The 22142-nt window shown below is 63.4% G+C and carries 29 protein-coding genes and 1 tRNA gene; 5 read left to right on the top strand and 25 right to left on the bottom strand.

Features of this window, described 5'->3' with window-relative positions:
* Genes J2X67_RS15980 through J2X67_RS15970 form a run of 3 tightly spaced genes read left to right on the top strand, consistent with a single transcriptional unit; the run spans position 1 to position 3217 of the window.
* A complete protein-coding gene (locus J2X67_RS15980; RefSeq protein ID WP_309954251.1) occupies positions 1-1194 on the top strand; it encodes an acyl-CoA dehydrogenase family protein in 1194 nt (397 codons plus the stop codon).
* 5 nt (positions 1195-1199) lie between these two features.
* Complete coding sequence (locus J2X67_RS15975) at positions 1200-2822, top strand: AMP-binding protein (RefSeq protein WP_309954250.1); 1623 nt, start codon at positions 1200-1202, stop codon at positions 2820-2822.
* Entirely contained in the window at positions 2819-3217 is a 399-nt protein-coding gene (locus J2X67_RS15970; RefSeq protein WP_309954249.1) for a RidA family protein, read from the top strand. Before J2X67_RS15975 ends, J2X67_RS15970 begins: the two co-directional genes overlap by 4 nt.
* 182 nt (positions 3218-3399) lie before the next feature.
* On the opposite strand, the gene J2X67_RS15965 is transcribed toward J2X67_RS15970, so the two are convergent.
* The 18 genes from J2X67_RS15965 to rplN all read right to left on the bottom strand — a co-directional run bounded on the left by J2X67_RS15965 (position 3400) and on the right by rplN (position 12307).
* A tRNA-Met gene (locus J2X67_RS15965) sits at positions 3400-3476 on the bottom strand.
* 18 nt (positions 3477-3494) lie between these two features.
* Complete coding sequence (rplQ, locus tag J2X67_RS15960; protein ID WP_028258418.1) at positions 3495-3893, bottom strand: 50S ribosomal protein L17; 399 nt, start codon at positions 3891-3893, stop codon at positions 3495-3497.
* 83 nt (positions 3894-3976) lie between these two features.
* Entirely contained in the window at positions 3977-4966 is a 990-nt protein-coding gene (locus J2X67_RS15955) for a DNA-directed RNA polymerase subunit alpha (RefSeq protein WP_057593154.1), read from the bottom strand.
* A gap of 128 nt (positions 4967-5094) precedes the next feature.
* Positions 5095-5718, bottom strand: coding sequence for a 30S ribosomal protein S4 (gene rpsD / locus J2X67_RS15950; protein WP_013544104.1), 624 nt, complete (start codon positions 5716-5718; stop codon positions 5095-5097).
* 130 nt (positions 5719-5848) lie between these two features.
* Positions 5849-6253: a 30S ribosomal protein S11 gene (gene rpsK / locus J2X67_RS15945; RefSeq protein ID WP_009124825.1), complete on the bottom strand. Its 405-nt coding sequence runs from the start codon at positions 6251-6253 to the stop codon at positions 5849-5851.
* 12 nt (positions 6254-6265) lie between these two features.
* Entirely contained in the window at positions 6266-6631 is a 366-nt protein-coding gene (gene rpsM / locus J2X67_RS15940) for a 30S ribosomal protein S13 (protein WP_013544105.1), read from the bottom strand.
* A gap of 23 nt (positions 6632-6654) precedes the next feature.
* Entirely contained in the window at positions 6655-6768 is a 114-nt protein-coding gene (gene rpmJ, locus J2X67_RS15935) for a 50S ribosomal protein L36 (protein WP_013544106.1), read from the bottom strand.
* A gap of 64 nt (positions 6769-6832) precedes the next feature.
* Entirely contained in the window at positions 6833-8146 is a 1314-nt protein-coding gene (gene secY, locus J2X67_RS15930) for a preprotein translocase subunit SecY (protein ID WP_309954248.1), read from the bottom strand.
* Between the two features lie 26 nt (positions 8147-8172).
* Entirely contained in the window at positions 8173-8604 is a 432-nt protein-coding gene (gene rplO, locus J2X67_RS15925) for a 50S ribosomal protein L15 (RefSeq protein ID WP_015867794.1), read from the bottom strand.
* A gap of 11 nt (positions 8605-8615) precedes the next feature.
* On the bottom strand, positions 8616-8801 hold the full coding sequence (gene rpmD / locus J2X67_RS15920; RefSeq protein WP_009124818.1) for a 50S ribosomal protein L30: 186 nt from the start codon (positions 8799-8801) through the stop codon (positions 8616-8618).
* 35 nt (positions 8802-8836) lie between these two features.
* Positions 8837-9355 (bottom strand): 30S ribosomal protein S5, encoded by a 519-nt coding sequence (gene rpsE, locus J2X67_RS15915; protein ID WP_042577478.1) that lies wholly within the window; start codon positions 9353-9355, stop codon positions 8837-8839.
* An 18-nt stretch (positions 9356-9373) separates the two neighbouring features.
* A complete protein-coding gene (gene rplR / locus J2X67_RS15910) occupies positions 9374-9739 on the bottom strand; it encodes a 50S ribosomal protein L18 (RefSeq protein ID WP_307704314.1) in 366 nt (121 codons plus the stop codon).
* Between the two features lie 14 nt (positions 9740-9753).
* On the bottom strand, positions 9754-10287 hold the full coding sequence (gene rplF, locus J2X67_RS15905) for a 50S ribosomal protein L6 (protein ID WP_009124809.1): 534 nt from the start codon (positions 10285-10287) through the stop codon (positions 9754-9756).
* A 24-nt stretch (positions 10288-10311) separates the two neighbouring features.
* Positions 10312-10707, bottom strand: coding sequence for a 30S ribosomal protein S8 (gene rpsH / locus J2X67_RS15900; RefSeq protein WP_021012928.1), 396 nt, complete (start codon positions 10705-10707; stop codon positions 10312-10314).
* Between the two features lie 20 nt (positions 10708-10727).
* Complete coding sequence (rpsN, locus tag J2X67_RS15895) at positions 10728-11033, bottom strand: 30S ribosomal protein S14 (protein WP_258502860.1); 306 nt, start codon at positions 11031-11033, stop codon at positions 10728-10730.
* Between the two features lie 8 nt (positions 11034-11041).
* Entirely contained in the window at positions 11042-11581 is a 540-nt protein-coding gene (gene rplE, locus J2X67_RS15890; RefSeq protein ID WP_013544114.1) for a 50S ribosomal protein L5, read from the bottom strand.
* A gap of 11 nt (positions 11582-11592) precedes the next feature.
* Complete coding sequence (rplX, locus tag J2X67_RS15885; protein WP_126748524.1) at positions 11593-11925, bottom strand: 50S ribosomal protein L24; 333 nt, start codon at positions 11923-11925, stop codon at positions 11593-11595.
* A 13-nt stretch (positions 11926-11938) separates the two neighbouring features.
* Entirely contained in the window at positions 11939-12307 is a 369-nt protein-coding gene (gene rplN, locus J2X67_RS15880; RefSeq protein WP_009124801.1) for a 50S ribosomal protein L14, read from the bottom strand.
* Between the two features lie 269 nt (positions 12308-12576).
* Here rplN and J2X67_RS15875 point away from each other — a divergent pair, with 269 nt between their 5' ends.
* Both J2X67_RS15875 and proC read left to right on the top strand, forming a co-directional pair.
* The gene (locus tag J2X67_RS15875; protein ID WP_309954440.1) at positions 12577-13701 is read left to right on the top strand and encodes an esterase-like activity of phytase family protein; all 1125 of its coding nucleotides are present in this window, start codon (positions 12577-12579) and stop codon (positions 13699-13701) included.
* Positions 13698-14555, top strand: a complete 858-nt coding sequence (gene proC, locus J2X67_RS15870) for a pyrroline-5-carboxylate reductase (RefSeq protein ID WP_309954247.1) — start codon at positions 13698-13700, stop codon at positions 14553-14555. Before J2X67_RS15875 ends, proC begins: the two co-directional genes overlap by 4 nt.
* A 6-nt stretch (positions 14556-14561) precedes the next feature.
* On the opposite strand, the gene J2X67_RS15865 is transcribed toward proC, so the two are convergent.
* The 7 genes from J2X67_RS15865 to J2X67_RS15835 all read right to left on the bottom strand — a co-directional run bounded on the left by J2X67_RS15865 (position 14562) and on the right by J2X67_RS15835 (position 22017).
* On the bottom strand, positions 14562-15029 hold the full coding sequence (locus J2X67_RS15865) for a MaoC/PaaZ C-terminal domain-containing protein (RefSeq protein WP_309954246.1): 468 nt from the start codon (positions 15027-15029) through the stop codon (positions 14562-14564).
* Positions 15030-15045: 16 nt separating this feature from the next.
* The gene (gene ubiA, locus J2X67_RS15860; protein ID WP_309954245.1) at positions 15046-15906 is read right to left on the bottom strand and encodes a 4-hydroxybenzoate octaprenyltransferase; all 861 of its coding nucleotides are present in this window, start codon (positions 15904-15906) and stop codon (positions 15046-15048) included.
* Positions 15907-15967: 61 nt separating this feature from the next.
* Positions 15968-16543, bottom strand: coding sequence for a Dps family protein (locus tag J2X67_RS15855; protein ID WP_309954244.1), 576 nt, complete (start codon positions 16541-16543; stop codon positions 15968-15970).
* Positions 16544-16684: 141 nt separating this feature from the next.
* A complete protein-coding gene (locus tag J2X67_RS15850) occupies positions 16685-17650 on the bottom strand; it encodes a LysR substrate-binding domain-containing protein (RefSeq protein WP_281147192.1) in 966 nt (321 codons plus the stop codon).
* Positions 17651-17732: 82 nt separating this feature from the next.
* The gene (gene recG / locus J2X67_RS15845) at positions 17733-19841 is read right to left on the bottom strand and encodes an ATP-dependent DNA helicase RecG (protein ID WP_309954243.1); all 2109 of its coding nucleotides are present in this window, start codon (positions 19839-19841) and stop codon (positions 17733-17735) included.
* Between the two features lie 11 nt (positions 19842-19852).
* A complete protein-coding gene (locus J2X67_RS15840; protein WP_309954242.1) occupies positions 19853-21343 on the bottom strand; it encodes a TIGR01777 family oxidoreductase in 1491 nt (496 codons plus the stop codon).
* A complete protein-coding gene (locus J2X67_RS15835) occupies positions 21340-22017 on the bottom strand; it encodes a DUF4166 domain-containing protein (RefSeq protein ID WP_309954241.1) in 678 nt (225 codons plus the stop codon). The genes J2X67_RS15840 and J2X67_RS15835 overlap by 4 nt, the downstream gene beginning before the upstream one ends.
* Between the last annotated feature and the right edge of the window lie 125 nt (positions 22018-22142).

The following is a 22142-nucleotide window of genomic DNA, read 5'->3' as shown; positions in this document are numbered from 1 at the left end:
ATGATGACGAAGATCCCCGCACCACCGTCGACCGCGCACCTCGCGCTGCCCTTCTTCGACGAAGCCCATCGTTCGCTCGCGCGCGACCTGCTGCCCTGGTGCGCAGCGCAAGAGATCGATGAGCGAGACGACCGCGCGGCTTGCCGCGAATGGGTGCGCCGACTCGGCGACGGCGGCTGGCTGCGCTACGCGGTGCCCGGCAGTGCGGGTGGCGCGCTCGATCGCCTCGATTCGCGCGCGCTGGTGCTGCTGCGCGAAACACTGGGCTATCACTCGCCGCTGGCGGACTTCGCGTTTGCCATGCAGGGATTGGGCAGCGGCGCGATCACGCTTGCGGGTACGCCCGAGCAGCAGTCGCAGTACCTCACAGCCGTGGGCAAGGGCGAGAAGATCGCGGCCTTTGCATTGAGCGAACGCGATGCCGGGTCGGACGTGGCCGCTATGGCCATGAGCGCCGAACCCACCGCCGAAGGCTGGCGGCTGAACGGCGCAAAGACCTGGATCAGCAACGGCGGCATCGCCGATTTCTATTGCGTGTTCGCAAAGACCGATCCCACGGGCGGTACGCGCGGCATCACGGTGTTCATCGTCGATGCGAAAACACCCGGGCTCGACACGTCCGAGCACATCGACGTGATGGCGCCGCACCCGCTGGCCACGCTGCGCTTCGACAATTGCATCGTTCCGCGCACGGCGCAGCTGGGCGAGCTCAACGGTGGCTTCAAGCTCGCGATGCGCACGCTCGATATCTTTCGCGCGTCGGTGGCGGCCGCGGCGCTCGGCATGGGCCGCCGCGCACTCGCTGAGGCGATTGCCCATGCGAAGGGCCGACGCATGTTCGGGCAGACGCTCGCCGACTTCCAGCTCACGCAGGCCAAGCTGGGCGAGATGGCCGCATTGATCGACAGCGCGGCGTTGCTCACCTACCGCGCCGCATGGATGCGCGACGACGCCGAGCAGCGTGGCGCGGCGGCGGTGGGCGATGTGTCCGCTGCCGCGGCCATGGCCAAGATGTGCGCCACCGAGAACGCGAGCCGCGTGATCGACATGGCACTTCAGATGCACGGTGGCCTCGGCGTAAAGGTTGGCACGAAGATTGAAAGCCTCTACCGCGACATCCGCTCGCTGCGCATCTACGAAGGCGCGACGGAGGTTCAACAACTGATCATTGGCAAATCCGTTCTGCGGGGATAAATACCGTGTCTGCCCAAGTCGACCGCTTCGTTCACGACCGCCTGCCGCCCGCCGAGCAGTTGCCGGTCTTTCGCTACGACCTTCCGGAGTTGCAGCTACCCGACCAGCTGAACCTGGTTGAAGAGCTTCTGGACAAGGCGCCCGCCAAGGGGTTCGGCGACAAGCCGATGCTGCGTTCGCCGACCGGCACGCTCACGTATTCGCAGGCTGCCGTCGAGGTCAACCGCATCGCGCAGGTGCTGACCGAAGATCTCAAGCTGGTGCCTGGCAACCGTGTGCTGCTGCGCGGGGGCAACTCGGTGGCCATGGCCTTGGCCTGGCTCGCGGTTGTCAAGGCTGGCTTGGTTGCAGTGGCGACGATGCCGCTGCTGCGTGCGAAGGAATTGGGCGACATCATCGAGAAGGCGCAGCCGGTAGCGGCGTTGTGCGACGGCCGCCTGCTCGATGAACTCTCGATTGCGCAGAAGGAGCATCCGGTGCTTGCTTCGGTAATCGCTTTCAACAAGCCCGATGCGCCCGATTCACTGTCCGCTCGAGCGGCGAGAAAAAACGGCGTGTTCACCGCGTGCCCCACAGCGTCGGACGACATCGCATTGCTCGCATTCACATCGGGCACCACGGGCAAGCCCAAGGCGCCAGTCACCACACACCGCGACGTGCTCGCGATGTGCGAAACATGGCCGCGCCATGTGCTGCGAGCGCAAAGCGACGACATAGTGATCGGGTCGCCGCCCCTGGCCTTCACCTTCGGGCTCGGCGGGCTGCTGGTGTTTCCGATGTGGGCTGGCGCGTCTGTGTACTTTGCCGATGCACCGTTCACACCCGAAGGGCTCGTGAAGCTCATCAACGAGGTGGGCGCGACCATCTGCTACACCGCACCCACGTTCTACCGACAGATGGCCCCCTTTGTTCGCCAGCACGGCGCGCCGAGCCTGCGCATTTGCGTAAGCGCCGGCGAGGCGCTGCCCGATGCAACGCGGCAACTCTGGAAGGAAGCCACCGGCATCGAGATGCTCGATGGCATTGGCGGCACCGAGGTGTTCCACATCTACATTTCGGCGGCTGGCGACGAAGTGCGCCGCGGCGCGGTGGGCAAGGTGGTGCCGGGTTTCACCGCAAAGGTGGTGGACGACCAAGGCAACGAAGTGCCGCGCGGCACGGTCGGCAAGCTGGCGCTGCAGGGGCCGGTCGGCTGCCGCTATCTGGACGATCCCCGCCAGGCCGACTACGTGAAGAACGGCTGGAACTATCCGGGCGATTCATTCGTGCAGGACGACGACGGATATTTTTTCTATCAGGCGCGCGCCGACGACATGATCATTACGGCCGGCTACAACGTCGGCGGGCCGGAGGTGGAAGATGCGCTGCTCAAGCACCCGGCGGTGGCCGAGTGCGGCGTGATCGGCAAGCCTGACCCAGACCGCGGCATGATCGTGAAAGCCTTCTGCGTGCTGAAGCCGGGCCATGAAGGCGACGGCGCACTCGTCAAGGCGTTGCAGGACCACGTGAAGGCCAGCATCGCGCCTTTCAAATACCCGCGGGAGATCGAGTTTGTGACGGTGCTTCCGCGCACCGAAACCGGCAAGCTCCAGCGATTCAAACTGAGACAACTCAACAGCACAACATGATGAACAAACTCTTGCAGCCACCGGGCTGGCTGCCTCCCAAAGGCTATGCGAATGGCGTGGCCGCACGCGGCACCATGGTGTTCGTCGGCGGTCAGATCGGCTGGAATGCGCAGCAGCAGTTCGAGTCGGATGACTTCATCGATCAATGCGGCCTGGCGCTGCGCAACATCGCCGAAGTGCTGCGCGAGGCCGGTGCCGGCCCCGAGCACATGGTGCGCATGACGTGGTACGTGACGGATCGCGACGAATACACCCGGCGGCTGGCCGAACTCGGGCCCGTGTACCGCGAAGCGATGGGGCGCAACTTTCCGGCCATGACCTGCGTGCAGGTGGCGGCGCTCGTCGAGCACCGTGCGAAGGTCGAGATCGAGGTGACAGCCGTCATCCCCGACTGACCGGAGTTCGAGGCAGGCATACCCACACCCTCTGCTCTGCGCTTGAGCGCTTCTGGCCAGAACTCCAGAGTGAATTTCACAGGCCGGCAGAGCAATAAAAAAGCCCTCGCGAAGAGGGCTTTGTATTTGGACTCATCTGCCAAAGAAAAAAGGCCCTTTGAAATTCAAAGGGCCTTTTAAATTGGTTGCGCGAGCAAGATTTGAACTTGCGACCTTTGGGTTATGAGCCCAACGAGCTACCAGGCTGCTCCATCGCGCGGCAAGATGGAATTATACCTTATTCGGCAGCGCCTTGCTCGGCGGCTTCTTCTTTAATTTCAGGACGGTCGACCAGTTCGACCAGAGCCATGGGTGCATTGTCGCCAACGCGGAAACCCATCTTCAGGATGCGGGTGTAGCCGCCCGGACGCGCTGCGAAACGCGGGCCGAGTTCGCCGAAGAGCTTGACGACGCTGTCGCGGCTGCGCAGGCGATCGAAGGCCAGGCGCTTGTTGGCGAGCGTGGGCTTCTTGGCAAGCGTGATCATCGGTTCGATGACGCGGCGCAGTTCCTTGGCCTTGGGGACCGTGGTCTTGATGACTTCATGCTCGATGAGCGAATTCATCATGTTCTGCAGCATCGCAAGGCGGTGCGAGCTGGTGCGGTTGAGTTTGCGAAGTCCGTGTCCGTGACGCATGGTGCTTTTCCTTTACTTTATTAAACAGGCAGCCGTATCAGGTACTGCCCGGGCACGAGCCCTCATGGGCTCTTTTCAAAAAATCAACGCTTGTCGAGGCCGGCCGGCGGCCAGCTTTCAAGCTTCATACCCAAGGTGAGGCCGCGCGAGGCAAGCACTTCCTTGATTTCGTTGAGCGACTTGCGACCCAGGTTCGGGGTCTTGAGCAGCTCGTTCTCGGTGCGCTGGATCAGGTCACCGATGTAGTAGATGTTTTCGGCCTTCAGGCAGTTGGCCGAACGCACGGTGAGTTCGAGCTCGTCGACGGGGCGCAGCAGGATCGGATCGAATTGCTGAGCGCTGCGCGGTGCCGGCGCATCGAATGCAGCCAGTTCGCCGCCTTCGAGCTGTGCAAACACAGCCAGTTGCTCGACCAGGATTTTAGCCGAGGCGCGAACCGCGTCTTCAGCGGTGATCGCGCCGTTGGTTTCGATTTCGACCAGCAGCTTGTCCAGGTCGGTACGCTGTTCGACACGAGCGCTTTCGACGGTGTAGCTCACGCGCTTGACGGGCGAGAACGAAGCGTCGAGAACGATGCGGCCAATCGACTTGGTCGGCTCGTCGGCATAACGGCGCATCGTGCCGGGCACATAGCCGCGACCCTTTTCAACCTTGATCTGCATGTCGAGCTTGCCGCCTTGCGACAGGTGCGCGATCACGTGGTCGGGGTTGATGATCTCAACGTCGTGCGGGGTCTGGATGTCAGACGCAAGCACTGCGCCTTCGCCGTCCTTGCGCAGGCTCAGCGTGACTTCGTCGCGGTTGTGGAGCTTGAACACCACGCCCTTGAGATTCAGCAGGATGTTGACGACATCTTCCTGCACGCCGTCGATCGACGAGTACTCATGCAGAACGCCGGCGATCGTGACTTCAGTGGCCGAATAACCGACCATCGACGACAGCAGAACGCGACGCAGCGCGTTGCCGAGCGTGTGGCCGTAGCCGCGCTCGAAAGGCTCGAGCGTAACCTTGGCCTTGTTGGCGGCAAGTTGCTCGACCTGAATGGTCTTGGGTTTCAGCAGGGTGGTTTGCATGCAGACTTCCTCTCAATACCCCCGGCTCGTTACACCGGTAAGGCTGGTGAAGCACCCATCGGAAGTGCCTCCCGATGGGAACAAAAAAATCAAATTCGGGCCGCGAAGGGCGGCCCGTTATCGTCTGTTTAGCGCGAGTACAGTTCGACGATCAACGATTCGTTGATGTCGGCTGCGAATTCGTCGCGATCGGGCACCTTCTTGAAGGTACCTTCGGCCTTGTCGGCGTTCACTTCGACCCAGGCCGGAATACCGACTTGTTGGGCGAGCTGGAGCGCTTCGGCAATGCGGGTCTGCTTCTTCGACTTGTCGCGGACGGCGATCACGTCGCCGGTCTTCACCAGGTACGACGGGATGTTGACCGATTGGCCGTTCACCGTGATCGCCTTGTGCGACACGAGCTGGCGTGCTTCGGCGCGCGTCGAGCCGAAGCCCATGCGATAGACGACGTTGTCCAGGCGCGATTCGAGAATGAACAGCAGGTTGGCGCCGGTGTTGCCACGGCGACGGTCGGCTTCCTCGAAGTAACGGCGGAATTGCTTTTCGAGCACGCCGTACATGCGCTTGACCTTCTGCTTTTCACGCAGTTGCAGACCGTAGTCCGAAGTGCGCTGACCCGAAGTGCGGCCGTGCTGGCCGGGCTTGGAGTCGAACTTGGCCTTGTCTTGAATGGAGCGGCGAGCGCTCTTCAGGAACAGGTCGGTGCCTTCGCGGCGGGAAAGTTTGGCCTTGGGGCCGAGGTAGCGTGCCACGTGGTTTCCTTTGTGTCATCTGCCGCAGTTGCCTGCGGGAGCCATCGGCGAAAACGCGGATGGCGGTGGGCTTAGTTAAAAAACAAATGCGCAGCCGCTCAAGAGCTGGCTGCGCCTTGCGGACTGACGATCAGATGCGGCGACGCTTCTGGGGACGGCAGCCGTTGTGCGGAACGGGCGTCACGTCGGCAATGGAATTGATCCGGATGCCGAGCGCAGCCAATGCGCGCACCGACGATTCGCGACCGGGACCGGGGCCCTTGATCTCGACGTCGAGGTTCTTGATACCTTGTTCGACAGCAGCACGGCCGGCAACTTCGGAAGCAACCTGCGCAGCGAACGGCGTCGACTTGCGCGAGCCCTTGAAGCCCTGGCCACCCGACGAAGCCCACGACAGGGCGTTGCCCTGGCGATCGGTGATCGTGATGATGGTGTTGTTGAACGAGGCATGCACGTGGGCGATGCCGTCCGCAACGTTCTTGCGAACCTTCTTGCGAACGCGCTGTGCGGCGTTGTTTGCAGGTGCTTTAGCCATGCTGGTCTATCCTTATTTCTTCAGGGACTGCGCAGCCTTGCGCGGACCCTTGCGGGTGCGGGCATTGGTGCGCGTGCGCTGGCCGCGCATCGGCAGGCCGCGACGGTGACGGAAGCCGCGATAGCAGCCGATGTCCATCAAACGCTTGATGTTCATCGTCGTCTCGCGACGCAGATCGCCTTCGATGGTGAACAAGGCGATCTGGTCGCGGATCTTTTCGAGATCGGCGTCAGTCAGGTCCTTGATCTTCTTCGAATATTCGATGCCGCTCGCTTCGCAGATTTGACGGGCGCGCGTGCGACCGATGCCGAAGATGGCGGTCAGGCCGATTTCAGCGTGCTTGTGCGGCGGAATGTTGATGCCAGCAATACGTGCCATGTGCGTCCTCTAATACTCTTCAATCAACCCTGGCGCTGCTTGTGGCGCGGGTCGGTGCAAATCACACGCACCACACCTTTACGGCGGATGACCTTGCAATTACGGCAGATGGTTTTGACCGAAGCCGAAACTCTCATTTCATTCTCCTAAAACTGTTTAACGTGGCGGTCTACCGCCCGATCTCAATACTGCAACACAGCCCTACGATGTCTTGAAGTTAGCCTTCTTCAGCAGCGATTCGTACTGCTGGGACATCATGTAGTTTTGCACCTGGGCCATGAAGTCCATCGTGACGACCACGATGATCAGCAGGGAGGTACCACCGAAGTAGAACGGCACGTTGTACTTCAGGATCAGGAACTCGGGCAGCAGGCAGACGAAGGTGATGTACACCGCGCCGGCCAACGTCAGGCGAACCAGAATCTTGTCGATATAGCGAGCGGTCTGGTCACCCGGACGAATGCCCGGAATGAAAGCACCACTCTTCTTCAGGTTGTCGGCCGTTTCCCTGCTGTTGAACACGAGTGCCGTGTAGAAGAAGCAGAAGAAAACGATCGCGGCAGCGTACAGCAGCACGTAGATCGGCTCGCCCGGGCGCAATGCGCTGGCAATGTCCTTGATCCAGCGGAACCCACCTTCACCGGTGCTGAACCAGCCGACCACCGTTGCCGGCAGCAGGATGATCGACGAGGCGAAGATCGGCGGAATCACACCCGCCATGTTCAGCTTCAAGGGCAGGTGCGACGACTGGCCGCCATAGACCTTGTTGCCGACCTGGCGCCGCGCATAGTTCACGAGGATCTTGCGCTGGCCGCGTTCGACGAACACCACGAAGTAGGTAACCAGCACCACGATCGCGATGATGAAGAGCGCAACGATCGGGTTCATTGCACCGGTAGTCACCAGCGAAGCGAGCCCACCAATGGCGCTCGGCAAGCCGGCCGCGATACCTGCAAAGATCAGGATCGAGATGCCGTTGCCCAGGCCACGCTCGGTGATCTGCTCGCCGAGCCACATCAGGAACATCGAACCGGCCGTGAGGCTCACCATTGCGGTCAGGCGGAAGCCGAAACCGGGGGAGTTAACCAGACCGGCAGACGACTCGAGGGCCACTGCAATGCTGAACGACTGGAACAATGCCAAGCCGAGCGCACCGTAGCGCGTGTACTGGGTGATCTTGCGGCGGCCGGCCTCGCCTTCCTTCTTCAATTGCTCGAAGGTCGGAACCACGTAGGTCATCAACTGCATGATGATCGACGCCGAGATGTACGGCATGATCCCCAACGCGAACACGGTGAAACGCGACAGCGCCCCGCCCGAGAACATGTTGAACAGGCTCAGAATGCCGCCCTGCTGGCCCTGGAACAACGCAGCCAACTGGTCCGGGTTGATGCCCGGCACAGGAATGTGCGCGCCGATCCGATAGACCACGAGCGCGAGCAGCAAAAAGACGAGCCGACGGCGGAGGTCGCCGAACTTGCCTGTTTTTGCGATCGTTGCCGCGTTAGTTGCCACGAAGAACTTCTTTCAGTCCAGTGTGATCAGGCGACGCTGCCGCCGGCTGCTTCGATAGCGGCCTTGGCACCAGCGGTTGCACCCACGCCCGTCAGCTTGACGGCCTTGGTGAGTTCACCGGTCTTGACGATCTTGACGACCTTGGCGAGCTGGCCCACGAGGCCGGCTTGCTTGAGCGCAAGAATGTCCACTTCGGCCAGGCCGAGCTGCTCGAGGGCAGTCAGCGTGACTTCGGCGTTGAACTTCAGCAGGTGCGACTTGAAGCCACGCTTCGGCAGGCGACGCTGCAGCGGCATTTGACCGCCTTCGAAGCCGACCTTGTGGAAACCGCCTGCGCGCGACTTCTGACCCTTGTGACCGCGACCCGCGGTCTTGCCGATACCGGAGCCGATACCGCGGCCAACACGGCGCTTGGCGTGCTTGGCGCCGGCTGCCGGCTTGATGCCATTGAGTTCCATATCAGTCTCTCTTACAGAACTTTGACCAGATAACTGATCTTGTTGATCATGCCGCGCACCGCGGGGGTGTCTTGCAGCTCGCTCACGCTGTTGAGCTTGCGCAGGCCGAGGCCACGCACGGTCGCGCGATGCGATTCCTTGGTGCCAATCGGGCTCTTGACCAATTGCACCTTGAGGGTTTGTTGTTGCGTCGTCATTTGAATGCTTCCTTCAGCCTTGCGAGAGCTTGCGCTCAGGCGAAGATTTCTTCGACGGTCAGGCCACGCTTGGCAGCCACTTCGGACGCGGTCGTCGAGTTCTTCAACCCGTCGAGCGTGGCGCGAACCATGTTGTAGGGGTTCGACGAACCATGGCTCTTGGCCACGATGTCGGTGATGCCCATGACTTCGAACACGGCGCGCATCGGGCCGCCGGCGATGATGCCGGTACCCTTCGGGGCGGGGATCATGACAACCGAAGCGGCGCCGTGATGCCCCGTCACGCGGTGATGCAGCGTGCCGTTCTTGATCGAGATCTTGGCCAGGTTGCGACGGGCTTCTTCCATCGCCTTTTGCACGGCAGCAGGCACTTCCTTCGACTTGCCCTTGCCCATGCCGACGCGGCCTTCGCCGTCGCCCACGACGGTGAGTGCTGCGAAACCGAGGATACGACCACCCTTCACCACCTTGGTGACGCGGTTGATCGCGATCATCTTCTCGCGCAAACCGTCTTCAGGGCCTTCGTTCTGCGTTCTTGCTTGAATCTTTGCCATTTTGAATCTCGTGTCCGGTTAGAACTGCAGACCGGCTTCGCGGGCCGCCTCGGCCAGCGCCTTGACGCGGCCGTGGTACGCAAAACCTGCGCGGTCGAAGGCGACCTTCTCGACGCCGGCAGCCTTCGCCTTTTCAGCGATGCGCTTGCCGATGGCCGTTGCAGCGGCGGCATTGCCACCCTTGCCCGAGCCGCCGAGTGCCGAACGCACTTCGGCTTCGGCCGTCGATGCGGTGGCGATCACCTTGGTGCCGTCGTCGGAGATGACGGTGGCATAGATGTGCAGGTTGGTGCGGTTCACCGTCAGACGGGCCACGCCCTGCGTCGCGATGCGAATGCGGGTCTGGCGCGAGCGGCGAAGACGCTGTGCTTTTTTGGTCAACATCATTTTGCTGCCCCTTACTTCTTCTTGGTCTCTTTGATCACGATCTTCTCGTCCGAATAACGGATGCCCTTGCCCTTGTAAGGCTCAGGCGGACGAACAGCGCGGATCTCAGCGGCGATTTGACCAACGCGCTGACGGTCAGCACCCTTGATCACGATTTCGGTCGGGGTCGCAGTGGCCACCGTGATGCCTTGCGGCATGTCGATGTTGACCGGATGCGAGTAGCCGACTTGCAGGTTCAACTTGTTGTTGGACGCTGCAGCCTTGTAGCCGACGCCGACCAGGTTGAGCTTCTTTTCGAAGCCCTTGGTCACGCCAACCACCATGTTGTTCACCAGCTGACGGATCGTGCCGCTCATCGCGTTCGCTTCACGCGATTCGTTGGCGGGTTCGAAATTCAGCTTGCCGTCATTGCTGACGATCTTGACCAGTGCATTGCGCGCGAGGTTGAGCGTGCCGCCCGTACCCTTGACGCTGATCTGGTCTTCCTTGATCGACACATCCACGCCTGCGGGGATGGTGATCGGCATTTTTCCTACTCGGGACATTTCAGTTACTCCTCGATGTCTCGGTTAGGCGACGTAGCACAGCACTTCGCCACCGACACCGGTAGCGCGTGCCTTGCGGTCCGTCATCACGCCCTTGGGGGTCGTGACGATCGCAACGCCGAGGCCGTTCTGGACTTGCGGAATGGAAGCGCTGGCCTTGTAGACGCGCAGGCCAGGACGGCTCACGCGCTCAATGCGCTCGATGACCGGACGGCCAGCGTAGTACTTCAGGGTAATGACGAGTTCGGACTTGCCGTCTTCGGTCTTGACCTGGAAACCGTCGATGTAGCCTTCGTCCTTCAGGACCTGCGAGATCGCGATCTTCACCTTGGAAGACGGGACCGACACAGTGGGCTTCGCCACCATCTGCGCGTTACGGATACGCGTCAGCAGGTCGGCAATGGGATCACTCATGCTCATGTTGTTTGCTCCTGCCTGGCTTACCAGCTGGCCTTGGTGACACCGGGGATGTCGCCATTGAAAGCCAGTTCGCGGATCTTGGCGCGGGCCAGACCGAATTGACGGAAAGTGCCACGGGGGCGACCGGTGATTTCGCAGCGGTTGCGCTGACGCGTGGGGTTCGCGTTGCGCGGGAGCTTTTGCAGACCCAGGCGGGCAGCAGCGCGCTCTTCGTCGCTCTTCTTCACGTCGTTGGAAATTGCCTTCAGTTCCGCGTGCTTAGCAGCGTACTTGGCGACCAGCTTGTCGCGCTTGAGTTCGCGCTGGATCAAAGATGCTTTAGCCACAGATCACCTCAGTTCTTGAACGGGAAACGGAAACCAGCGAGAAGCGCCTTGGCTTCTTCGTCGGTCTTGGCCGTCGTCGTGATGCTGATATTGAGACCGCGCAGGGCATCGACCTTGTCGTATTCGATCTCAGGGAAAATGATCTGTTCCTTGACGCCGATGTTGTAGTTGCCACGGCCGTCGAACGCACGGCCGGAGATGCCGCGGAAGTCGCGAACACGCGGCAGCGCGATGGTCACGAAACGGTCCAGGAACTCATACATCTGCACGCCACGCAGCGTGACCATGCAGCCGATAGGCTGGTTTTCGCGGATCTTGAAACCGGCGATAGCCTTCTTCGACTTGGTGACCACGGGCTTCTGGCCGGCGATCTTGGTGAGGTCGGCGACAGCGTTGTCGAGAACCTTCTTGTCGGCGACAGCTTCACCCACACCCATGTTCAGGGTGATCTTGGTGAGGCGGGGGACCTGCATCGGCGACTTGTAGCCGAACTTTTCCGTCAGGTCTTTCGCGATCTTTTCGCGATAGTGTTGTTGGAGACGTGCCATGTGAGTACCTCTTAGGCGAACTTGATTTCGTCGCCGCTGGACTTGAAGACGCGAACAGCCACGCGCTTGCCGTCAGCACCCTGGGTGATCTTGATGCCCACGCGATCGGCCTTGCCGGTCGCGGCATTGAAGATCGCCACGTTGGATTGGTGGATGGGCATGGTCTTCTCGACGATGCCGCCGGTCGTACCCTTGAGGGGGTTCGGCTTGGCGTGCTTCTTGACGATGTTCACGCCCTCGACGACGAGGTGCGAATCGTCCTTGCGCAGCGAGACGACGCCGCGCTTGCCTTTGTCGCGCCCGGCCAACACGATGACCTGGTCGCCTTTGCGAATCTTGTTCATGGCGTTGTTGTCCTTACAGAACTTCGGGGGCCAGCGACACGATCTTCATGAACTTTTCGGTGCGCAGCTCGCGCGTCACCGGTCCGAAGATGCGGGTGCCGATCGGCTCCAGCTTGGCGTTGAGCAACACAGCTGCGTTGCCATCGAATTTGACGAGGGAGCCGTCGGCGCGACGGATGCCCTTGGCGGTGCGGACCACCACTGCACTGTAGATCTCGCCCTTCTTGACGCGACCACGCGGAGCGGCTTCCTTGATGCTGACCTTGATGACGTCGCCCACGCTGGCATAACGCCGCTTGGAGCCACCGAGCACCTTGATACACAGGACGGACTTCGCGCCTGTGTTGTCGGCCACTTCGAGCCGGGATTCAGTTTGGATCATTGCTAGTAGTTCCCAACTTGTACCGATGCGCCTCCAGGAGGGAGACGCTGCGGTCAGTCTTGGGCCCGTCGTCTGCACCTCGAACCACTCGAGGCACTTCCGCTTTGGGCTGAAAGCTTCGCCTTTTTGAAGCGAAGCCAGCGATTGTGGCACGCGGACAAAAGGGTGTCAACTGCCTTCTGGGTCCGGAATGCGCTGGAACTAGACTTGGCGGCGTGCACGCCCTTTATCCAACCAGCCAGCAAGCCTTTTCGCCCAAACGCCGCCGGTTGCTTCGGGCCGGCGTTGCGGCTGCTGTTGCCGGGGCTGGGCTGGGGGGCTGCGGCAGTCCGGCGCCGCCGCTGCCGGGTGCAGGCCGGTTGCGCCGTATCGCGGAGGCGCACTGGCCGCATCGGCCGAATATACAAGGCACCACGGGTGGCGGCCTCTCGGGGATCGACTACGACCCCCAAAGAAGCGAGTACTTGCTACTCAGCGATGATCGATCAGACTTGAACCCCGCACGCTTCTACACGGCCACTTGGCCAGCGCCTTGGCTCAAGCCGCCAGAGCCGAAGGATGTGGTGCAGCTGCAACGGACGGGCGGTGCGCCTTGGCCCGCTCGTCGCCGTGCCGAGCCCGGGACGGCCATTCCGGATCCCGAGTCGCTGCGCCTGCGCCCTGACACTGGCACCCTGCTCTGGGTCAGCGAAGGCGATGTGGTGCGCGGGTTCGGGCCGGCTCTTTACGAGTCGACACGCGACGGCCTCCTGCTGCGTGAATTCGCGCTGCCGGCCATGTTCACCCCAGATCCAGCACAGCAGCGCGGCCCGCGCGACAATCTGGGCTTCGAAGGCCTTGCACTCACGCCAGATGGCCAGTCTGCCTGGCTCGCGATGGAAAACGCGCTGATCCAGGACGGCCCGGTACCCACCACCCGGGCGGCGGGAGGCCCCTGCCGGCTGACACAGGTCAATTTGCAAACTGGCCAGGCCATTCGCCAGATTGCCTATGTTCCCGACGCGGTTCCCCTGCGGCCGCTCATTCCCGGCAGCCATGCCGACAACGGCGTCAGCGAAGTCCTGATGCTCGATTCAGACCGCATGCTGGTGCTCGAACGAGCCTACGCGACCGGCTCCGGAAACTCGCTGCGCCTGTACGAGATCAACACCCGTGGCGCCACCGACGTGCTGACTACCGATGTGCTCGCCACAGGCAACCATCATCCCGCCGAGAAGACGCTGATTGCCGACTTCGCCGGGCTGGGCCTTTCGCGCCTCGACAACACCGAAGGCATGTGCTGGGGCCCAACGCTGCCGAACGGCAAGCGCATGCTGGTGGTGGTGAGCGACGACAATTTCAACCCGCTGCAGACAACCCAGTTCGCGGCATTCGAATACACCGACCGACCATGACCATTGCAGTCACTTTTCTGCCCCGCACCGGGCCAGCGCCCCTTCCACCCGTGGCCTTCATCGGCGGAGGCAACATGGCCAGCGCCATCATCGGCGGGCTCATCAAGCAAGGCACGCCCGCGGACGCCTTCGAGGTGGTCGAGCCCTTTGAAGAAGCCCGCGCCAAGCTGACGCAGTCCTTCGGCATTACCGCCCGCGCAGAGGCGAGCGAAGCCCTCTCACGCTGCGCGGTAGTGGTGTGGGCGGTCAAGCCACAGACCTTTGCAGAAGCGGCCCGCCCGGTTCGTGCCTTTGCCGAAAACGCGTTGCACTTGAGCGTTGCGGCGGGCATTCCATCGGGCAGCATCGCACGCTGGCTCGGCAGCGAGCGCGTGGTGCGCGCCATGCCCAACACGCCCGCGCTCGTGGGCCGGGGCATGACCGGCCTCTACGCACGCGACGGCGTGGACGCTGCCGACCGTGCACTGGTCGCGCAATCGCTGGCGCCGACCGGCGAACTGCTCTGGGTCGACGACGAAGCCGCGCTGGACGCCGTCACGGCCATGTCCGGCTCGGGCCCCGCCTATGTCTTCTATTTCATCGAGGCGATGGCCGAGGCGGGCGTGGAGATGGGCCTTTCGTCCGACCAGGCGCTGCGGCTGGCGATCGGCACTTTCACTGGCGCGTCGGCACTGGCGCACAGCGCCACCGAGCCCCCGTCGGTGCTGCGCGAACGCGTGACATCGAAGGGCGGAACGACCTATGCGGCTCTTACATCGCTTGAAGGCGCCGACGTCAAGGCAAAGTTCAAGGCCGCCATTCGCGCAGCCCAGCAACGCGCCGCCGAACTGGGCGAGGAATTCGGCCGCGCCTGACCCTCGTCAGGCGGGCAATGCGCGCGGCCCGATGAAGACCAGCCACTCGGCTGCCAGCGTAACGGTGCCGTCCTCTAGCTCGAGCAGCACCTCCTCCTTCAGCAGGAAGCTGTCGCCGGGCTTGGGCGTCACCTCGAGAATGCGCACACGCCCCCGGAAGCGCGCGCCCACCGGCATCGGCCTGACGAAGCGCAACCGGTCGAATCCATAGTTCAACGCGTGATTTGCATCGAAGGGCAGCAGCGTCCGCATGGCCTCGCCAGTCAGCCGGATCAGGTGCGACACCTGGAAGAACCCCGGCACGATCGTTCCGCCGTAGCTCGCCTCGCGTGCGGCGCGCTCAGGATCGAGATGAATCCATTCGCCCTCGCCGTCGCCCGACAGTGCCGCGTACCGGTCGACCATCTCCTGCGTGATGAGGTGCCATCCGGACAGGCCTTCCTGGCCGACCTTCTGCGTAAGGCGTTCGAGCATGGTGCGTCCTGTCTGTCTAGCGAACGGCGTAGCCGGCCACGATACCGGCGAACACCGTGAACCCGAGCCAGTGGTTCAGGCGAAAGGCCTTGAAACATCCGTCGCGGCTGCGGTCTCGAATCAGCCGCCAATGCCACGCTGCCTGCGCCGCGGCAATGGCAATCGTTGCAAAGAACACGACGCCCAGGCCCCGGCTGGCTCCGGCCCAGGTCCAGACGGCCAGGAACAGGCCGTAGCTCGCCATGACCGCGGCCACATCGAAGCGCCCGAACGTAATGGCCGAGGTCTTCATGCCGATCTTGAGGTCGTCGTCGCGGTCGACCATTGCGTATTCGGTGTCGTATGCCAGCACCCAGAACAGGTTGCCGGCGAGCAGCCAAGCGGCGAATACCGGCACGCTCGATTGCACCGCTGCAAAAGCCATCGGAATCCCGAAGCTGAAAGCTATGCCGAGCACCGCCTGGGGAACAGAAACGAAGCGCTTGGCAAACGGATAGACCAGCGTGATGGCCAGCGCCGCGAACGACCACAGCACTGTCACCCGATTGGTCGTGAGCACCAGCGCAAAGGCCAGCAGCGCCAGCACCGCGCCCAGCGACAGCGCCTCCTTGACCGAAACCGCTCCGCTGGTCACCGGCCGCTGCGCGGTTCTTTTCACATGGCGGTCGAAGTCGCGATCTGCCACGTCGTTGATGCAGCACCCAGCGCTGCGCATCAGGATGGTGCCGATTACAAACACGACCAGCAGGTGCCAGCCCGGCCACCCCTGCGCCGCAAACCACAGGGCCCCCAGCGTGGGCCAGAGCAACAGCAGCCAACCGGCAGGTCGGTTCCAGCGAATCAGGTCGAGATAAAGCGCAAAACGGCGGGCGAGCATGCGACAGGCAAAAAAAGAGCGGCCATTGTGCCGCTCTCGGGATTCGGGCTGCGCGTGCCGCTCAGTCTTCGAGCAGTGAACGCAGCATCCACGCGGTCTGGTCGTGAACCGTGCACCGCGCGGTCAGCATGTCGGCCGTTGGGTCGTCGCCGGCTTCTTCCGCCACTGGAATGAACTCTCGCGCAATGCGCGACACGGTTTCATGGCCCTTCACGAGGATGCGCACCATTTCCATTGCCTTGGGCGGGGTTTGCGGCACATCCGGCACGGTTGCGATCTTGCTGAACTCGGCATAGGAACCGGGCGCGTAGTGACCCAGCGCGCGGATGCGCTCGGCAATGATGTCGGTCGCACCCCAGAGCTCGGTGTACTGCGTCATGAACATGGCATGCAGCGAGTTGAAGTGCGGGCCCGTCACGTTCCAGTGAAAGTTGTGCGTCGTGAGATAGAGCGTGTAGGTGTCGGCCAGCACGCGGCTCAGGCCCTCGGCGATGGCGGCGCGGTCCTGGCGCTCGATACCGATATTGATGATTGGCGCATTGCGGCTGCCCGACTCCTGGGCTACCAGTGCGTCTCCCTTCTTGGGCACCTTGCCCGACGAAGAGGACGACGACGTTTTCTTCGAATCTTTTGCCATGGCGTGAAACTCTTTCTTCAAGTTTTAAGGGACACCGTTATTCTGGAAGCCGGACCGCAGCTTCGCAACAGCGTCACTCTATCCCAGCGATCGATGAATTCGAATGACCTCGACGTAGGCCAAGTTCTCGAACTTCCGTTCTTATGACAGCCGCTTGACGCCCGGCAGCTCGCACGCATAAATGGCATTGCGCAAGGCGGCAATCGCCTCGTAGCGCGTGAAGGTCCGCCGCCATGCCAGCACCACGCGCCGCGTGGGCGGGTCGCGGTCCTGCGCGTCGCGCACCGGCAGGTAGCGCACCATCTGCTCGGGCTCCCTGCGGCCCTTGACCTTGGGCTTGAGTGCTTCGGCAGGCACCGAGAGGCGCGGCACCAGCGTTACGCCCATGCCCGATGCCACCATGTGCTTGATGGTTTCGAGCGACGAGCCCTCGAAGCTTTTTCGAATGCCCTCGGCATTGCTGGAGAAGCGCGCGAACTCGGGGCACACCTCCAGTACATGGTCGCGAAAACAGTGGCCCGTGCCGAGCAGCAGCATGGTTTCGTTCTGCAGTTCGTCCGAGGTCACCGACTCCCGGTCAGCAAACTTGTGCTTTGCCGGCAGTGCCGCCATGAACGGCTCGTCGTAGAGCGGCGCCATTGCCAGGCCGGTATCGGGAAAAGGCTCGGCCATGATTGCGCAATCGATCTCGCCGGCGCGCAGCATCTCCAGCAGCTTGACGGTGAAATTCTCCTGCAGCACCAGCGGCATTTGCGGCGTGCGCGCGATCACCTGGCGTACCAGGTCGGGCAGCAGGTAGGGGCCAATGGTGTAGATCACCCCAAGGTTCAGGGGGCCGGCCAGCGGGTCTTTTCCGCGCTTGGCAATTTCCTTGATGCTCGCTGCCTGGTCAAGCACGCTTTGCGCCTGCTGCACGATCTGCTCGCCCAACGGCGTCACGGTCACCTCGCCCGCGCTGCGCTCGAAGAGCTTGACCTCGAGCTCGTCCTCGAGCTTCTTGATGGCCACCGACAGCGTCGGCTGGGAGACGTAGCAGGCTTCGGCCGCCTTGCCGAAGTGCCGTTCGCGGGCTACTGCGACGATGTATTTGAGTTCTGTGAGAGTCATAGCTTGCGTCAATTATGCGCAAGGGTGTGTGACCGGACTCCGCCTGGGGTCGCCTTTCGGGCCACCGGCGCAGTAAACAGGCCTATGCCTTCAGGTATTCGGCCTTGGTGCCGAGCCAGCGATCGATATGCCGCTGTGCCAGGTCAGGATGCTTTTGCAGCATGACCGGCGCCAGCTCGCGCGCCCAATCAAGCAGCATCGCATCGGTGGTCAGGTCGGCAAAGCGCAGCAACGGCGCACCCGACTGGCGCGCGCCCAGAAACTCGCCAGGGCCGCGAATCTCAAGGTCGCGGCGTGCTATTTCGAAGCCGTCGCTGGTTTCGGCCATGGCCTTGAGCCGTGCCCGCGCCGCCTCGCCCACGCGTCCGCTGTCGCCCGGCGCATAGAGAAGCACGCAGGCGGATGCCGCCGCGCCGCGTCCCACGCGGCCGCGCAGCTGGTGCAGCTGCGAGAGGCCGAACCGCTCGGCGTGCTCGATCACCATCAGCGAGGCGTTCGGCACATCCACGCCCACCTCGATCACCGTGGTGCTCACCAGCACCTGGATTTCGTTGGCCGTGAAGGCCTCCATCACGGCCTGCTTCTCGGCAGTGGGCATGCGTGAGTGCAGCAGCCCGACGTTCACCTCCTCGCCCAAGGCGTCGGCAAGTTCATCGCGTGTCTCGGTCGCATTGCGCAGATCGACGGCCTCGCTCTCCTCGATGAGCGGGCAGACCCAATACACCTGCCGCCCCTGGCCAAGCTGCGCCTGGATACGCGCAATCACCTCGTCGCGCCGGTGATCGGCCACCAGCTTGGTGACGATCGGGGTGCGGCCAGGCGGCAACTCGTCAAGCGTGGACACATCCAGGTCGGCGTAATAGCTCATCGCCAGCGTGCGCGGGATGGGCGTGGCGCTCATCATCAGCAAATGGGGTTCGAGATGGCCGACGGCCTTGCCGCGCAGCGCAAGCCGCTGGGCCACGCCGAAGCGGTGCTGCTCGTCGATGATCGCGAGCGCCAGGTTCTTGAAGCGCACTTTTTCCGATATGACCGCATGGGTGCCGATCACCAGGGCCGCCTCGCCGCTTTCCACCGCGGCCGACATGGCGTCGCGCTCTTTCTTTTTCTGGCTGCCTGTGAGCCAGGCCACGCGCAAGCCCCGCTCCGCCAGCAGCGGATCGAGCCAGCCCACCAGCTTGCCGAAGTGCTGCGCGGCAAGTATTTCCGTCGGCGCCATCAACGCGCACTGAAAGCCCGCATCGATGGCCCGCGCAGCGGCGAGCGCAGCCACCACCGTCTTGCCCGAGCCCACATCGCCCTGCAGCAGGCGGTGCATCGGAATCTCGCGGCCGAGGTCTCGCGTGATTTCCTCGCCCACCCGCTGCTGCGCGCCGGTAAGGCCAAACGGCAGCACCGCGAGCAATTGCGCATGCAGCGAGCTTGGTTCCGGCTTGGCCGAAGAGGGCAGCGCCGGTGCGCGCTGCGCCGCCCGCTCCAGCCGCGCTTGCAGCTGCGAAAGCTGCTGCGCCAGCAGTTCCTCGGCCTTGATGCGCTGCCATGCGGGATGGCTGTGGTCTTCGAGCGTTGCCATTGCCACGTCGGGCGTGGGATAGTGCAGAAAGGTCAGCGAACTGCGCAAGTCCCAGGCGCCGCGCAGGCCGATCTGCACCGGAATCGTCTCATCGAGCACCGCACGCGCAAGACCCGAACGCACCTCGCGCCGGAGCACGGGCTGCGGGAGCCCGGCCACGGTCGAGTACACAGGCGTGAGGGCCTCGGGCAGCGAAGTACCGGCCGCCTTGACGGTCGGATGCATGATCTGCCGCCCGACGAATCCGCCGCGCACTTCGCCCCGCGCCCGCACGCGCGCCCCCACCGCGAGCTGCTTCTGCTGCGACGGATAGAAATTGAAAAAGCGCAACTGGCACGTGTCGCTGCCGTCGTCGATGGTGGCAATCAGTTGCCGGCGCGGCCGAAACACCACCTCGCACTCGGTCACCACGCCTTCGACCTGCGCCATGTCGCCGTCGCGCGTATCGGCGAGCCGCACGATGCGGGTCTCGTCCTCGTAGCGCATCGGCAGGTAGAGCGCAAAGTCGATGTCGCGCACCAGGCCGAGCTTGCGCAGCGCGCGCTGAACGGCGCTCAGGCCGGCGCCGGGCGGTTGCGCCGGAGCGGCGGAGGAACTCGGTTCTTTCTTGGCGGGCACGGGCAAGGCTTCTAGCGTGGACGGCAAAGGTCCGTCAAGGCGCTGCGGGCATCCGGAAACATGAACTGAAAGCCGGTGCGCAGCAGCCGCGCCGGCACTACGCGCTGGCCTTCGAGCAGCAGGTCCGCCTGCTCGCCGAGCAACCACTTCACGGGCGCGGCGGGCGTGGGCAGCCAGCAGGGGCGATTCAACACGTTGGCCGCGATGCGGGTGAAGGCCTCTTGGCCCAGCGTGCCAGGCGCGGTAACGTTGAAGGCCTGCGCGGCGACGTGGCCAGTGGCAGATTCGGTCATGGTCCATACGTGCGCGATGGCGCGAATCAGGTCGTGCACGTGCACCCACGAGAGCCATTGCCGTCCGCTGCCCAGGCGCCCGCCCATGCCGAGTTGAACCGGCATCAGCAGCTGCGGCAGCGAGCCCTGGTGTCCCAATACGAAGCCGAAGCGCAGGCAGGCCACGCGAACGCCGTGCGGCAAGGCAGCGTGGGCTGCCTGCTCCCAGCGCTGGCACAGTGTCGACATGAAGATGCCTTGCGGCGGCGCGTCTTCGGTGAGTTCGGTGGCGTCGCCCTGCGGCTGCACGCCGTAGTAGCCGATGGCGGAGCCCGAGAGCAGCAGCCGCGGCTTACGAGGGCGCGCTGCAATCCACGCGACAAGCTGCTGTGTCAGGCCTTCGCGGCTTTGCAGCAGCTGCTGCTGGCGCCGCGCACTCCAGCGCTGGCCGAGGATGCGCGCGCCCGCAAGGTTGACGATGACATCGATGGCGTCCGCCACAGGAATCTGTTCGAGCGACTCCACGCAGCGCACCGCGCCGCCGAAGCCCCAGGCGGCGGCGCGCGCGTCGCGCGTCCACAGCGTTACCGCGTGGCCATCGGCCAGCAGGTGGCGCACGAGGATCTGGCCGATGAAGCCGGTGCCGCCCGTTATCAGCACCTGCTGTGGCTTCGTGCCGAAGTGCACCGGTGCCTCGGCGTCGCGCGCCTGCGCCTGCTTCTGTTGCTTGAACAGCGCGCGCGCCGCAAAGCCGTCGCGCAGGCCCGAGATGCCGACGCCCACGCCGCACAGCGCCAGGAAGGCGCTGAGCCAGCCGTGCGGCTGCCACACCATCGCGGTCGGTTGTGCTGCCCAGTCGACCGCGCTCATCCCCAACAGCGCGATGAATGCGCCGGCATTGATGGCCAGCACCGTATGGGTGACGCGTTCGGTGGGCGGCAGCAGGCGGCTGCCGTCTTCGACCACGAAGTCCCACAGCGTGAGCACGATCTCGATAGCGAACACTGCGAGCAGCACCCACGCCCACGCGCCGTGCCAGGCCCACGCCGACAGCCCGAGGAACAGCGCGCAATAAATCGACGAACGCGTGGCGTGAATCGCCAGCTCGCGCCCTGCCGTGCCGCGGCGCGGCAGGGCTTCTGTGCCTTCGTGGTGATAGAGCGTGTCGAAGGCGCCCAGGGCGCCCTGCACCGCCATGAGCTGAAGGGCCAGCAGTTGCGTGTCGATCATGCGGCCACCACCCGCGGCTGCGCCACTTCTTCGAACACGCCGACCTGCGTGAAAGTGGTGCCCATGAGGCAGTGGCGAATCTCGATGCGGATGTTGAAACGCTCGGGCGTCTCGTTGTGGTGCCAGAGGAAAGTCTTGCCAGGTGTGAACAGGCCCGGCAGCGGAATGCGCCAGCCGAAAAGTTCCCAGAAATAGCCATCGCTCTGGAAATGCAGGCTGCCATTGGCTTCCACGCTCAGCGCCAGCTTCATGCCCAGCCCCATGCCCACGTACTCCAACACCTCGCCACCTTCGCTCTCGCGCATGAAGCTGGTGAACTGGATAGGTTGGCGCCCGTGCAAGCGGTAGATGCGCTGCTTGTAGATGGCCGAGTCGCCGGGCCTGGCGTAGACCTGGATTTCGACCGGGAAGTGGCTGTCGCTGTAGGGGATCAGCGCACCATGGATCATCGGCTGAGTGAGGTGCCCCAGCAGCTTGCCGAAGCGCGAGCAGCGCAGTTCGCTGAGCGCGCCCAGGTAATGCAGCGCCTTGCCCGGCAAAGGGTTCTTGTCGAAGCGCCGACGGATGTCGGGGTGCAGGCCCATCCAGGCACCGCCCAGGATCTTCTTGAAGAGCTCGCCTTCGGAAGGAGGAGCAGGGGGCGGCGTGACACGCGCGACAGAGGAATCGACCATGCGTCGATTCTGCCTCGGCAACCCCGGGCGGCGCCTGTGATTCCGGGCCATGGGAGAATCGCCGCTCTCCGCCTTTTTCTCCTTCCCACGCCTCCTTGGCACGGGCCCGTCCGGCCCTCAAGCAT

The sequence above is a fragment of the Variovorax sp. 3319 genome (genome assembly GCF_031456585.1).
Taxonomy (GTDB): domain Bacteria; phylum Pseudomonadota; class Gammaproteobacteria; order Burkholderiales; family Burkholderiaceae_C; genus Variovorax; species Variovorax paradoxus_P.
Note: the sequence above shows the minus strand (reverse complement) of the source record. Positions and strands in the feature narration are given on the sequence as shown.

Coding starts and splice junctions, on each gene's coding strand:
- rplE (WP_013544114.1), bottom strand. CDS start 11,581: ATGGCACGTCTCCAACAACACTATCGCGAAAAGATCGCGAAAGACCTG.
- rplN (WP_009124801.1), bottom strand. CDS start 12,307: ATGATCCAAACTGAATCCCGGCTCGAAGTGGCCGACAACACAGGCGCG.
- J2X67_RS15865 (WP_309954246.1), bottom strand. CDS start 15,029: ATGCTCGAACGCCTTACGCAGAAGGTCGGCCAGGAAGGCCTGTCCGGA.
- rplO (WP_015867794.1), bottom strand. CDS start 8,604: ATGGAACTCAATGGCATCAAGCCGGCAGCCGGCGCCAAGCACGCCAAG.
- J2X67_RS15835 (WP_309954241.1), bottom strand. CDS start 22,017: ATGGTCGATTCCTCTGTCGCGCGTGTCACGCCGCCCCCTGCTCCTCCT.
- proC (WP_309954247.1), top strand. CDS start 13,698: ATGACCATTGCAGTCACTTTTCTGCCCCGCACCGGGCCAGCGCCCCTT.
- J2X67_RS15970 (WP_309954249.1), top strand. CDS start 2,819: ATGATGAACAAACTCTTGCAGCCACCGGGCTGGCTGCCTCCCAAAGGC.
- rplF (WP_009124809.1), bottom strand. CDS start 10,287: ATGTCCCGAGTAGGAAAAATGCCGATCACCATCCCCGCAGGCGTGGAT.
- rplX (WP_126748524.1), bottom strand. CDS start 11,925: ATGAACAAGATTCGCAAAGGCGACCAGGTCATCGTGTTGGCCGGGCGC.
- rpsK (WP_009124825.1), bottom strand. CDS start 6,253: ATGGCTAAAGCACCTGCAAACAACGCCGCACAGCGCGTTCGCAAGAAG.
- J2X67_RS15840 (WP_309954242.1), bottom strand. CDS start 21,343: ATGATCGACACGCAACTGCTGGCCCTTCAGCTCATGGCGGTGCAGGGC.
- rpmJ (WP_013544106.1), bottom strand. CDS start 6,768: ATGAGAGTTTCGGCTTCGGTCAAAACCATCTGCCGTAATTGCAAGGTC.
- rplQ (WP_028258418.1), bottom strand. CDS start 3,893: ATGCGTCACGGACACGGACTTCGCAAACTCAACCGCACCAGCTCGCAC.
- rpsH (WP_021012928.1), bottom strand. CDS start 10,707: ATGAGCATGAGTGATCCCATTGCCGACCTGCTGACGCGTATCCGTAAC.
- rpmD (WP_009124818.1), bottom strand. CDS start 8,801: ATGACGACGCAACAACAAACCCTCAAGGTGCAATTGGTCAAGAGCCCG.
- ubiA (WP_309954245.1), bottom strand. CDS start 15,906: ATGCTCGCCCGCCGTTTTGCGCTTTATCTCGACCTGATTCGCTGGAAC.
- J2X67_RS15850 (WP_281147192.1), bottom strand. CDS start 17,650: ATGACTCTCACAGAACTCAAATACATCGTCGCAGTAGCCCGCGAACGG.
- J2X67_RS15855 (WP_309954244.1), bottom strand. CDS start 16,543: ATGGCAAAAGATTCGAAGAAAACGTCGTCGTCCTCTTCGTCGGGCAAG.
- rpsM (WP_013544105.1), bottom strand. CDS start 6,631: ATGGCACGTATTGCTGGCATCAACATTCCGCCGCACAAGCACGCTGAA.
- rplR (WP_307704314.1), bottom strand. CDS start 9,739: ATGTTGACCAAAAAAGCACAGCGTCTTCGCCGCTCGCGCCAGACCCGC.
- J2X67_RS15955 (WP_057593154.1), bottom strand. CDS start 4,966: ATGCAAACCACCCTGCTGAAACCCAAGACCATTCAGGTCGAGCAACTT.
- rpsE (WP_042577478.1), bottom strand. CDS start 9,355: ATGGCAAAGATTCAAGCAAGAACGCAGAACGAAGGCCCTGAAGACGGT.
- J2X67_RS15980 (WP_309954251.1), top strand. CDS start 1: ATGATGACGAAGATCCCCGCACCACCGTCGACCGCGCACCTCGCGCTG.